Source organism: Bradyrhizobium sp. SSBR45G, from assembly GCF_030159255.1.
Taxonomy (GTDB): domain Bacteria; phylum Pseudomonadota; class Alphaproteobacteria; order Rhizobiales; family Xanthobacteraceae; genus Bradyrhizobium.
The window spans coordinates 98,514-110,420 of the sequence record NZ_BSCT01000030.1 but is presented as its reverse complement, the minus strand read 5'-3'; the positions used below and the strand labels follow the sequence as shown (position 1 = coordinate 110,420).

The window sequence follows — 11,907 nt, the reverse complement described above, 5'->3', positions numbered from 1 at the left end:
TCACCACAGGTTCAGCCGAACTCCGGCATTCCCTGCGCGATGGTCTTCACGCTTACTTCGTGATCTCCCCGGTGTACGGCTGTCTAGCCACCGTCGCCCCCAGCGATCATCATCCGCCGAAGACTTGACGCCAGCATCGCGGCGCCAGGACCACACGACTTCACGTCCGCAAGCTGCCGTTCGTCCACGTGCAAGCACGCTCTCGGCAACCGGCGGCCATCGCCTCCCCGCCTCACGTCTCGTGACGATCGCGATACGCCCCTCGTGGCGAAGCAGGATGGACGGAGTAGAGCACACTTTCTGGAAAAGCGAAAGAGAAATCTTCGGACAAAATGGCCAAGCCGGCCGCCTGTCGTTAAAGTTGCGACATGAACGACTCGGAGTGAACCGGACGTGCTTGATCTCCACACGCTCGCGCTGTTTTCCCTGGCTTCGCTTGCGCTGACGGCAACGCCGGGCCCGGACATGCTGCTGATCGCCAGCCGCAGCGTCGCACAGGGACGATCCGTCGGGTTCGTAACACTGATGGGAATTCAGGCCGGCACCTATTGCCATGCCCTGGCCGCTGCCTTCGGTCCGTCCAACTTGTTTCTGCTGGTGCCCGTCGCCTACGACGCCGTTCGATTTGCGGGCGCCGCCCATCTGCTGTTGTCCAGCAAAGTTGACGAAATCACCCTTCCAGGCCGGACTTCAACGCAACAGGTTTCGATAACGCCACCATGGATGATGACAAATTGCGGGCGCGTGCCGACGTATCGTGCTACACGGCAGCGCCCATAGAACTACAGAGGTACACGGTGGAAATTCGAAAAGACGATCCGACAGCACCATATGTTTCCAATTTGTTGGCGCATCATCTGGCCGAACTGCAGAGCGTCATGGGGGAACATGCGCAAGCACTCGACGCCAGCGGCCTTTCCGCAGCGAGCGTGACGTTCTGGACCGCATGGCAGGGCGAGACGCTCGTTGGGTTCGGTGCATTGAAGCAGCTTGATGACGCGCATGGCGAAGTGAAATCCATGCGCGCCGCCCCCGCTGCACGGGGGACCGGCGTCGGTCGCGCCATTCTGCAGCACATTGTCGCTGAAGCTCGGGCACGGAAGTATATGCGGCTCAGCCTGGAGACCGGGACTGCGGAGCTGCATGCTCCCGCCATCGCGCTCTATCGCAGCGCGGGCTTCGTCTCCTGCGAGCCGTTCGCCAGCTATCAGGCGAGCCCGCACAATCAGTTCATGACGCTAGACTTGGCCGATTGAGCAATCTCCGCCTGCAGGCGTCCGCCACCGGCTGCGGCCTGGGCAGCAGCCCGACCGTGACGAGAGACGCAGAGGGCGACCGAGAAGGAAACGGACTTGCGGTCGCCCTCGACAGCTGCTGGAGGTCAGTCTTTAGTAAACGCGACTACCAACACGTCGCGGTAGGCGACGGACTTCTTCTTGTTGATGATGTGGATCGGGCTCACCCCGTGTTTGGTGATGTTGTCATCACCGATCACGATATCGCCGGGCATCTGGAGCGTGACACGGGTCAGCTCGTTCTCCTCGGCATCGGTGACGGTTGTTTCACCACCATCGACGTTACATTTCCGCACCATGAAGGAGCAAATGTAATCTACACCGTCGCGATGCAACCCCTCGGGGCTAGGCTCTCCAGCGCCCTCAGTTGCGACAATGCGGTAGGGATGCAACTTGATGTTCCAGACTCTATGATCGGAAGCTGCACTATAGCTACTCCCCATCCAGCGCATCAATCCTTGGAAGAACGCGTTATTCAGGAACCGATGTTCTATCGGCTCGAAGTATCTCAAGAAGCCTCCGTTTAGCTTGTTTACCATCGCCGACTGTTCGTAGGGGGCGTGGGGGAGCAAAGTCAGCGTGCCATCGTTCGCGTCATAGCGAAGCTGGCTATATCGGCGAAAGCGATACGTGCCGCCATCTCGCATGTACTCATCGAGCAGGAGATCATCCCAACACCTGGCGAATTCGTACCAGCTGTGCGGATCGTAAAACTCCCAGTCTTTGAAGTTTTTTCGGCCTTGTTCCGCCCAGTAACCGGTCCTCGTCAATGCATCGACGAGCGGGGAGCCAGCGGCTTCGATTTTCATATCAGCCAACATCAGGCGACACTTTCCATAACGGGGAGACGGTCGGTGAATTCCGGAGCGACGTCCGAATAGTTTCGCAGCAAGTCGGCGCGCGAGCGTGTCCCACGTTCCCGGGCCTTCTCAATTTCCCAGGCGTCGCGGTCAGTGATGTAAAGAGGCTTCTCAGCGCGAATTGAGCTCGGCAGGCATGACTGATGATCGATATCGAAGCGAACTGATCCAGTTACGCGTTGCGTGAGCGATAGGATGCCTGCTTCCGCGGCTAATTTTACGTCCGACTTCCAACGTCCTTCTACGGCTTCGAGCGTCCAGCTCCTCTCCAGGGCCTGCTTCAAGATAATGGAGTTCGCGGACAACGTTGCCGTTTCCAGATGCCGAAGAGCCTGCATCAAGATGAACGCCGCCGGGGCTTCGCGAACCTCAAGAACTTTTTCACCTTCGTCAAGGTGCTCCAGTCCGAGAAACCGGCCAAAGCCGTAGGAACCCACCAACTCGTTCAGCTGAGCAATCGCGTCCGCAAAAGCCACCGCCTGTCCGTCGATCTCGACAAGCTCGCCATGCTCGATCCCAAGCGAGATCGAGCGAGGCGCGAGGCCGTCCCGCCGCCGCGACCACGTAAATGCGTCCTCCGGCAACTTGAAATCTTCGGGATTGTCCAACGGTCCCGACTCGAACTCCCGGCACCAGATGTTCGCATCACCGCTTAGCTTTCGACCAGTGTAATAGGAGAGTCCGTACCGTGCCAACGTCCTCGCCTTGTCTTCGCGCGACAGAGCACTGTATTCGTAAGGGCTGCCAAACAGCCCGGAATATAGTTCGGCGGCAATTGCCGTATTTAGGCGGCGCAGGCTGTTTTGCGACTGGTTAGCGGTGTGCAGCACGGCTACTGCATCTCGCTCAAGCGCCGCACTGACTGCACGCTGCGCGATCAAGGGGCGCGCAAGCGACGAGCTAACGGGAAATATGTCGAGATATTTCGCGTGCGCTTTAAGTGCCGGTTTCACGTAACGATCAGCAAACTCTACCCTGCCGTCTTCGATCAGAAGCTCCGCACCAAATCGCTGCGCTGTCGTCTCCAGCGTCCCAGCTTCGACTCCCTCACCGAGATCGACACAAAGCGCGGTTACATTCGTGAATCCAGCCTCAAATAGGAAGGACAGCAGATACGAGCTATCGAGACCGCCGCTAAACAAGGTTACAATCGGCGCGCCCTTGTCGGGAATGGAGTGCAGATCATCGAAACATCGTATCTTTCGGATTGTCATGGCGATTGTCTTTCGTCTTGCCCTGCCGCGCCGCTGCCGCCCAACAGGATGCCGTTCTAGATTCTGAAGTTCGCCGATCGAGTCTTGCCAAACCTGAGACCCACGCATCCTCCGTCAAAAGCTTTGAGCCTTTGGAAAGATAGCTTGAAGGTTGTACAGGATAGCGTCGTAGCGGGCCGTAGAGTTCTTGAGCGTCGCTCCACATGAGTTGCAAAGCTCTCGTCGGCTAGTCCGCGAGCACGCGACCATCTACTTTAGGAAGCACTGCACTGCAAGCGCACGTTCTTCAAAAATTAGATCCCAGAGTCGGACCGAGGTAAATTTTCCGCTATGTCCGAGATGCGAGACAAACTCTAAAGCAAACCGCGCACGCGACATACGGCAGACACAATATTTGCTATCGACAAGAATCCGTTTATAGACGAGACCGAAATACAAACAGGTTGCAGCAATGCACAGTTTCAACATTTTGACGAACAGGTCTCTGACGGAATTTCTTGCCAGGGGCATGCTTCTCGTTACGAGCACGGACCCAACGATGCTCGTCCCTTTCTTCTGTCCGGGTGCAGACGCGTAATGCTCAAACGTAATGCTTATGCAGCAGCATTCGGCGCCACTGTTCTTTTTGGAGGCAATTTCGTAGCGGTACGAATTGCTCTTGATTACTTCGATCCATATCTGTTGACGACATTGCGCTTTGCGGTCATCGCTACGCTGATCCCCTTTGTCGGCTGGCCTCTCGTGTCTGCGCGCACGCTGCTGACCTACACAATCGGTTCCGGCATCGGACAATACCTGCTATCCACATTTGCCATTCAGCTGGGATTATCACCGGGCCTCGCGGCGCTGCTACTCCAGTTCCAGGTATTCATGTCTCTGGCTTTGGGCTGCCTGATATTGGGCGAAGAGGTGCGCACGACCACTATTGTCGGCAGCGTTCTGGGCATAGCGGGTCTCGTCGGCGTGCTGGCCACCGGCGGAAGCAAGGCACCAATGGTCGCCAGTTTCGTATGCTTGCTATCGGCCGCGGGTTGGGCCATGGCCAACCTGACGCTGAAGCAAACGTCAGAGAAAGTTATCCGTCTGCAGAGCGCGAGCGCATTGATCTGCCTTCCCGCTGTATGGGCCGCTCGCACGTTGATGCTGCCGGATGCTCCACGGGTCGCGGAAGCACTGACGCAGGCGCCGCTCGCCGGTTGGTTGGCCGTGGCCTATGTCGCGATTGCATCCTTCGTCGTGGCACAGATTCTGTGGGGACGAGCCATAGCCTCGATTGGGCTAGCGTTCACCTCTCCCGTCGCGCTCTTGATCCCCGTATTCGGTGTTGCGCTGTCGGCGCTGCTGCTGGGAGAGCACTTGAGTTTCCAGGTCCTGCTGTCGGCTGCTTTCGTTCTCGGGGGGGTCGGCTTGCATGTAGTGCCGATAGCGTTGACAAAACCCGCAACCGAATAGGTCGCGCAATCATGACGAGAAATCCCCCTGACCTAGGACTCTTGCACACGCGCGCCGAAGCGCTGATCCTTGAGACGATTGCAAGCCTTGCATGAACCTCAGCGGCTCATGTTCTTTCGCATCAATACATGCATCAGGCCCACCTCATCGAAAGTTGGCCCTTCCTCGCTGTACCCCATCCGGTGATAGAATTCGCGCGCCGACAGCTGTGCGCTCAGAACGATCTCCTCAACACCACGGCGAAGAGCGGTGGCCGCGGCGAACTCCATCAGTTCTCGACCGAGCCCCCGCCTGCGCGATGATGCTGACACAGCCATCCTGCCGATTTTCGCGGTGCGTCCATAGAGCACGATGCGCAGGGTCCCGATCACTTGACCATTGGAAACCGCGGCGAGATGGACAGCGTCCTGATCGTGCTCGTCGATTTCCATATCCTCCGGGATACCTTGCTCCACGACGAACACGCGGCGCCGCAAGGCGTAGACGTCCGACATGAGTGGGTCTGCGGCTTGGATCTCCACGATGTCGCTCAATTCTGTCTCCCAATGCCGACCCACGATGAGCGCGCTCGATTTCCACCGCACCGCCGCTCTTACTCCACGCTCGCCAGCACGATCTCGCGCAGGATGCGCGTCGGCGGGAGGCTCTGGTCGTCGCGCTCGTAGTTGCCGGCGGTCACGGCGATGACCAGCTGCAGCGCGGGGATGATGTAGAGGCGCTGGCCGCCTTCGCCCTGCGCCAGCCACATCCGCTCCAGCCGGCCAACGGCCCAGCCTCTGGGCTTGCCGAAGCCGATGTCGAGGAGAAACCATTGATAGCCGTAGCGGCGCAGCTCGTCAGCGCTGACCGCGGGCGTCGTGCAACGCGTGATCCAATCAGCGGGGACGATCTGGCGGCCATCGGCCCGGCCGCCGGACAGCATCAGCATCCCGATCCTGGCGAAGTCGCGCAGCGCCATGCGGGCGCCCGAGGCGGCGAAGGGCTCGCCGTCGGATCCGGTGGCCCATTGCGTCGGGCCGAGGCCGAGCGGATCGAACAGATGCTCGCGGGCGAAATCGTGCAGCGGCTTGCCCGATCCTTTCGCGATCAGCCGCGCCAGCAGCGCCGTCGCGCCGCCGCAATAGGTCCAGTGCGCGCCGGGCATGTCGACCACCGGCCGCTCCAGGATGTAGCGGTAGCGGTCGGCCGCGTTGTCCATGGCGATCTCGCTGTTGCGCGGATCGCCGTAAGGCAGGCTGCTCTCGTCCCAGTCCGTCCCCATCGTCATCGTCAGCGCATGCTGGACGGTGAGCCGCGCGCGCTCCGGGCTGGCGAGATCGGCATACTCCGGAAATGCCGCCAGCAGCGGCGCCTCGGGTGCCGGCACCTTGCCTTGCGCGAGCGCAATCCCGTACAGCAGCGCGACGATGCTCTTCGAGCAGGAGCGCAGATCGTGCGGCGTCTCCGCCGTGAACGTCACGGTGCCGATGTCGCCGACGCCGCGCGCGCGATCCGGGCCGTCGAAATAGCGCTCGATGACGCGCCTTCCATCCCGGAGGACGATGAGCCCATGGATATTCCAGAGCCGCCGCTCGGCGAGCGCCTGATCGAGCCGTCGCGCAACATCAGCGGCAAAGGCATCGCCATCCGCGGCCGAAGCAAAGTCCCACCCCTGCTGTCCCGCAACGGGCAAAATCTGTGACGACACGGCCGCGGCTCCCAATCCTGACAGGACCTGACGACGGTTTGGCATGACAGGAAGATCCCGCATGGCCCGAACGATCCTGCATTGATAGCAGACCGGCGACGCACTGACAGCGCTCAACGCGCATCAGCTCACCGGCGAGCCCCTGCCCGCCGCAGTCCGGCCGCGTCGCCACTCTGCCGACGCCGCAGATCCTGACGGGGCGGGCATGGCGCCCGAACGCGCAAGCCGCGTTGCACTGGACGGGAGTCGGCGACATCAGCGTCGCCGACCCGAGCCTCAGTCTTTGCCGAGCGCGTGGCGGATCGCGATCTCGACGGGCGAATAGGCCGCATCCGCCCGATCGAGCCGCAACGGCTCGCTTGGATGCAGCGGCGGCTGGGCGAGAAAGCGCGGCGCTCTGCCCCGGTGCATCTGCGCCGCATGCGCCAGGAAGGGGTGGCAGAGATAGACGTCGCCGGCCGCACCGGTGGCGAGCACCTGCGGGCGCTCCAGGCCGGCGGAGAACTGGCTCAACTCATCCGCGGAGCGCCCCGCCTCGCCGGCCGGCTGCAGATAGCGCGCGACGTCGCGATGCGAGCCGGTCTTGATGCGCGTCGGCGCATCATGCTCGCCGATGTCGGAGAACAGGAACAGCATCAGCAGCGCGCGGCCCTGCGACAGCCAATTGACGCGCCAATTGGAGAAACCGGGCCGTGCGTCCGAACTGCTGTCGGGACCTGGAAAACTCAGATCGACGTGCCAGCCGGCATCGCCGGGGTCGTCGGGATGGGGAAAGCGGACCGGGAAGGTGCCGAGGCCCGGGCGCGGACGCCAGCGTCCGGGGCCGACCAGTTGATCGAAGGCGGCGTAGAGACGCGGCGTGTTGACGGCCTGCTTGAACGGCTCGTCATGATATTGGCCGAGCCGGACGACCGGGCGCGTCCATGAGGCCGGATCATCGGCGCGGCACGGCAGGTCGCGCCAGAGAATGGCGCACCCGGCCGCGGCAAGCTCGCGCGGGAACGCGCGCTCGAGCTTGACGAAGCCGTCACGGATGAACTGATCGATCTGCGCAGACGACAGCGCAGGCGGCTGCGCCGCCGGGATGGGATTGTCGGGCATGGAGGTTCTCTCATCGCATGGCCAAGCGACTTTCCGCGCTGTGCGCGGTCACTGGCCGGGGGTCTGATCCTGAACGACGACGCAGTGAGTCGCCGCGTCGCGTCGTGCGCCCGCGAGACGGGGCCGCCTCAACGGTTCAGGAAGAAGACCGACGCGATGGAGAAGATGCTCTTCATGCGTCGACGTTATCACCCGTGCTGATGGTGATCAACACGTCGTGGGATCACGAGTTGATAGCTATGGCGTGAGGACGAATGTCGCATCCGGAAAATCGATCGTCTGTAGCCCGGATGTGCTGCACATCCCGCGGCATGGACGTCACTGCTCCTCACCTGCGTCAGCGTCGACGCGGCGGGCCAGGTAGAGATGGGCTTCATGATCCATCACGAATTCGCCTCCGAAGTCGACGATCGCGGCGGTGATGTCGGCGAGCAGCGCGTCGCGGACGGCTGCTGGCAGCATGCGGATGTCTGACCTGGTCGTCAGGAGATCGACATAGCTCGCGGCCGTGTACGACCGCGTCCACGGGTAGCAACGGTGGACGACGGGCTCGAACAGCCCGGAGCTGTCGAACCAGCCTTTGAACGGCCCGCTCGGCAGGTACCAGGCTTCCGGTGGAGGCCAGATCGCCCGGAAGCTGTCCAGCAATGGCGCGGGGAGTCCGACCGGAACATGCCCGAACACCGCAAGCGACCCGGCCGGCGACAGCATCCGGGCCGCCTTCGCGAAGCGCACCTCCGGCGCCACCCAGTGCCAGGATTGCGCGGCGATGATCAGGCGCATCCTTGCGCCATCCTCCGGCCAGGCTTCGAACGTCGACTCCCGCAGCTCGACATTGTGGAGACCGGCCAATGTCTGCCGGGCGGCGCGGATCATGTCCGGCCCGGGATCGATCGCCGTGATCCGCAAGCCGCGCGCGGCGAAACTCCGGGTCGCCTGGCCCGTACCGCAGCCGACCTCGAGAACGGGATCGCCGGGCTTCACGGCCGCGAGCGCGACGACGTCGTCGACCAGAGCCGCGGGGTAGTGCGGACGCGACTGCGCGTAGAGATCGGCGACCTGATCGAAGGTGAAGCGCTGCTCCATCGCCTTCCCGCTTTGCTGTTGTCGGCGACGCACCATAGTAAAGCTGTGCTCCGGACTGCGCGCAAGGGCCGGGCCAACGGCAACCTTGCCGGCGCCCGGTTGCGACCGGACAGGAGGCGTCCGGTTCAGAACCGCGCCGCGATCTGCTATGCTGCCGGCTCAGTCTGCAACCGGACACCAGGACCATGGCCGTCACGCGCGCATCCCGCACCGAACTCTGGCCATCGCTCCGGCACGAGGCGCAGCTCGCTGCGGCCCGCGATCCCGCCTTCGGCCAGGCCTTGTCGGCTGCGATCCTCGAACATCCCGATCTCGGCAGCGTCGTCGCGCATCAGATCGGGGTTCGCCTCGGCAGCGGTGCGGCCGCGCGCGCCCGGTTCGCCGCCATCGCACGCGAGGCGCAGACCACGTCGCCCGCGCTCGTCGCCGCTGCGTATTCCGATCTCGCCGCGATCGCGGCGCATGATCCGGCGACGACGGCGCTGCTGCCGCCGCTCTTGAACTACAAGGGCTACATCGCGCTGCAGGCTTATCGCCTCGCGCATTGGCTGTGGTCGAACCGGCAGCCTGACCTCGCGCTGCTGCTCCAGGCCGAGTCCTCGACGTCGCTGCAGGTCAGCATCCATCCCTCGGCCCGGATCGGCACGTCCGTGTTCCTCGATCATGCCACCGGCATCGTCATCGGCGCTTTCAGCAGCATCGGCGACGACGTGACCATCATGCAGAACGTCACGATCGGGCGCCTGGATGCGATGCCCGGGCGCGGCCCGCGGATCGGCCGCGGCGTGCTGCTGTCGTCGGGCGCGACGGTGCTGGGCGATGTCAGGATCGGCGACGACGCCAAGATCGGCGCCGACGCCATCGTCACGACCGATGTGCCGGCCGGCTGCACCGCGGTGGGCACGCCGACGCGGCTGACGAACTGCCCGGGGCAGCCGTTGCCGGCCGGGGCATGACGTAACACGAGAGCACCGCGAACCCTTGCGCGGACGGGACCGGCGGATCGCGCGTCGCTGATCCGCCCTCCGCATTGAGCCCTAGTTTCCGCAGTGACAGCTTCGCCCGCTGCTCGCTTCATATTCGTCGTGCAGTCTCACCCCAGTCGGACATGTTGCCGCGTCCGGTCTCGTTGCGCCCGTTGGGCGTGAGGTCGAGATAGTGGTAGGCGCCGATCAGCGGGTCGCCGCCACGGGAACGGACCTGAAAGGTGCGAAAGATGTCGCCGGCGCCGGTCCTGGTGAACACCGTCAGGCCAGGAAGCTCCACCGACCGTCTGGCCAGAGGGACGAAATTGTAGACGGCCGTTCCTGAGGCGAACTGCTCGTCGGTGAACGAGACCTGATGGTCGACATTGAAATCACTGCCTTCGGACGAGACCCAGTCGAAGCTCCAGCCCATGCGCGACTTGAACGGCGCGATTTCGGCGAGCGGCGCGCGCGACACCACGACGAGACTCACGTCGTGATGCCGGAGATGCTGGTTCGCGCCGTCGATGTGATCACACAGGAACGAGCAGCCTCGACAGCGGTAAGGGTCGCCCGGCGCCATCATGAAATGATAGATGATGAGCTGGCTGCGTCCCTGGAACAGATCGGCCAAGGTCACCGATCCGTTCGGCGCCTGAAATCGATAGTCCTTTTCGACCCTGGTCCAAGGCAGGGCGCGCCGGGCTTCGGCCAGCGCATCGCGCTGCCGGGTGAACGCCTTTTCCTTGGCGAGGTGAGCGTGATGCGCCTCGATCCATTCGGCCTGCGATACGATCTTCGGGGCTGTCACTGGGGCTGTCATTCCGTCGGTCCTCCATGGCCTCCTTCAAGGACGACCGGCCCTTGCGCCATCCGACATCGGTCTCGAACTTTCTTCCAGCAGCCGGCTGCGCCGGGTCACTGCGCCCGCGTTACGGACACGACACGCGCCGCGAGCTCAGCCAGCACACCGCCGCCATCCAGGCACAGCACGGGACAGGGCAGCGCGGCAAGCCAGGCCTGATGCTTCGCCAGCGTGCGGCTGACCATGCCCTCATCATAGGCCGCGGCCCAGCCGATGAACTCTTCCATGTCCCGATGCCGCGCGCCGCCGGGCGCCACCGCGTCGTGGCCATAGCGCGTGGCCTCGCGGGCGCGCAGCCGCTGCACCCGGAGCTCACGCGCGGTGGTCAGGAAGACGACGAGGTCGAAGCAGGGAATCAGCGGATCGCCCCAGCCCTGCAGCGATCCGCTCAGCACCCATTTTCCGCGGGCGATGAACATCTCGTGCATCAGGCGCAGCCGCAGCTCGGGCGGGCGCAGCTCGACGTAAGGCGGCTCGGTCGGCTGCCAGAGATAGTCGTCGGTGTCGTGATGCGGAATGGCAAGCGCCGTGGCGACGGCGCGGCCGAGCGTCGTGGTGCCCGAGCCGGACGCGCCGGTGATGTGGATGCGACACGTCGGCGTCATGAGAGGAGGTCCCGGCCCAGGTGGCTGCCACGCATGGCCATAGCCTCATGACGGGCGGTTGCCAATCGCGCCATCGCCGCGCCGGGATGCCGGTTGGCCAGGACGCTCAGCATGACCGCCCGCAAAGCAAAAGCCGCCCCGGGGGCGGCTCTCCTTCTTCACCATAGGTTTTCGCAACCGGCCGCTGCCATGCGCGGCCGTTGGTCAGGCCGCAGCGCTCGCCGGCACGGCGCCGACGCGCGGCTTGGCCTTGGCAAGATGCACCTTCCAAGCCTCGATCGCCACCGCCAGCGAGGTGATCGCCCAGAACACCGGGTACTCATAGCCGCCGGTGTTCCAGGTCCAGCCAAAACCCTTCACGACCTGCAGCGCATAGACGGCGAACAGCAGCAGCGCCGTGGCGCCGAGCGCGGCAAAGCGGGTGCAGATGCCCAGCACCAAAGCGATGCCGGCCGCGGTTTCGGACGCCGCCGCGATCACGACCCAGACCTCCGGCGGATGGAAGCCGGCCTTGGCGAAGAAGCCCGCAGTCGCCGCCGACACCGCTCCGGCTGCGAATTTTCCGGCAACATGAGGAAACAGAAACAAACCGCAAATGATGCGAAGAATGTTCAGGCCGTTCGAGAGATCAAAATTCTCCGCCTTGATGCGGAAGTCGTCCTTGGTGAGCCACATGACTCAACTCCTTTCTGCTGGTGACCAGTATTCCAGCGAAAGCAGCTGCCACCGTTGCGACAAATCAAATCCCGGTCGGTGAAAAACGCAGGACTGAGTTGC

The 11,907-nt window shown here is 63.2% G+C and carries 11 protein-coding genes and 2 pseudogenes; 4 read left to right on the top strand and 9 right to left on the bottom strand.

Going from position 1 to position 11,907, the window contains the following annotated elements; all coding sequences use genetic code 11:
* Positions 1-393 precede the first annotated feature (393 nt).
* Both QQL87_RS27855 and QQL87_RS27850 read left to right on the top strand, forming a co-directional pair.
* Positions 394-648 (top strand): annotated as a pseudogene (locus tag QQL87_RS27855) (LysE family translocator); the annotation flags it as partial.
* A gap of 149 nt (positions 649-797) precedes the next feature.
* On the top strand, positions 798-1,256 hold the full coding sequence (locus tag QQL87_RS27850) for a GNAT family N-acetyltransferase (protein ID WP_284419637.1): 459 nt from the start codon (positions 798-800) through the stop codon (positions 1,254-1,256).
* A gap of 125 nt (positions 1,257-1,381) precedes the next feature.
* Here QQL87_RS27850 and QQL87_RS27845 read toward each other — a convergent pair whose 3' ends face one another.
* Entirely contained in the window at positions 1,382-2,116 is a 735-nt protein-coding gene (locus QQL87_RS27845) for a 2OG-Fe dioxygenase family protein (protein ID WP_284419636.1), read from the bottom strand.
* Entirely contained in the window at positions 2,116-3,369 is a 1,254-nt protein-coding gene (locus QQL87_RS27840) for an argininosuccinate synthase-related protein (RefSeq protein ID WP_284419635.1), read from the bottom strand. The genes QQL87_RS27845 and QQL87_RS27840 overlap by 1 nt, the downstream gene beginning before the upstream one ends.
* Positions 3,370-3,945: 576 nt before the next feature.
* Between QQL87_RS27840 and QQL87_RS27835 the strand changes: the two genes are divergently transcribed.
* Complete coding sequence (locus QQL87_RS27835; protein WP_284419633.1) at positions 3,946-4,821, top strand: EamA family transporter; 876 nt, start codon at positions 3,946-3,948, stop codon at positions 4,819-4,821.
* A 98-nt stretch (positions 4,822-4,919) separates the two neighbouring features.
* On the opposite strand, the gene QQL87_RS27830 is transcribed toward QQL87_RS27835, so the two are convergent.
* The 4 genes from QQL87_RS27830 to QQL87_RS27815 form a co-directional block, all read right to left on the bottom strand.
* The gene (locus tag QQL87_RS27830; RefSeq protein ID WP_284419632.1) at positions 4,920-5,354 is read right to left on the bottom strand and encodes a GNAT family N-acetyltransferase; all 435 of its coding nucleotides are present in this window, start codon (positions 5,352-5,354) and stop codon (positions 4,920-4,922) included.
* 59 nt (positions 5,355-5,413) lie between these two features.
* Positions 5,414-6,508, bottom strand: a complete 1,095-nt coding sequence (locus QQL87_RS27825; protein WP_284419630.1) for a serine hydrolase domain-containing protein — start codon at positions 6,506-6,508, stop codon at positions 5,414-5,416.
* A gap of 276 nt (positions 6,509-6,784) precedes the next feature.
* Complete coding sequence (locus QQL87_RS27820; RefSeq protein ID WP_284419628.1) at positions 6,785-7,609, bottom strand: phytanoyl-CoA dioxygenase family protein; 825 nt, start codon at positions 7,607-7,609, stop codon at positions 6,785-6,787.
* A gap of 318 nt (positions 7,610-7,927) precedes the next feature.
* The gene (locus QQL87_RS27815; RefSeq protein WP_284419626.1) at positions 7,928-8,695 is read right to left on the bottom strand and encodes a class I SAM-dependent methyltransferase; all 768 of its coding nucleotides are present in this window, start codon (positions 8,693-8,695) and stop codon (positions 7,928-7,930) included.
* A 185-nt stretch (positions 8,696-8,880) separates the two neighbouring features.
* On the opposite strand from QQL87_RS27815, the gene QQL87_RS27810 reads away from it, so the two are divergent.
* Positions 8,881-9,651 carry a serine acetyltransferase domain-containing protein gene (locus QQL87_RS27810; protein WP_284419625.1) on the top strand — a complete coding sequence of 257 codons (771 nt, stop codon included), beginning with the start codon at positions 8,881-8,883 and terminating at the stop codon, positions 9,649-9,651.
* Positions 9,652-9,732: 81 nt separating this feature from the next.
* Here the strand turns inward: QQL87_RS27810 and QQL87_RS27805 are convergent.
* From QQL87_RS27805 to QQL87_RS27795, 3 genes and pseudogenes are all read right to left on the bottom strand, one after another.
* A pseudogene (locus tag QQL87_RS27805) lies at positions 9,733-10,483 on the bottom strand (DUF899 domain-containing protein).
* A 95-nt stretch (positions 10,484-10,578) separates the two neighbouring features.
* Complete coding sequence (locus tag QQL87_RS27800; RefSeq protein WP_284419624.1) at positions 10,579-11,130, bottom strand: P-loop NTPase family protein; 552 nt, start codon at positions 11,128-11,130, stop codon at positions 10,579-10,581.
* 204 nt (positions 11,131-11,334) lie between these two features.
* Positions 11,335-11,805, bottom strand: a complete 471-nt coding sequence (locus QQL87_RS27795; RefSeq protein ID WP_284419623.1) for a DoxX family protein — start codon at positions 11,803-11,805, stop codon at positions 11,335-11,337.
* Positions 11,806-11,907: the final 102 nt, after the last annotated feature.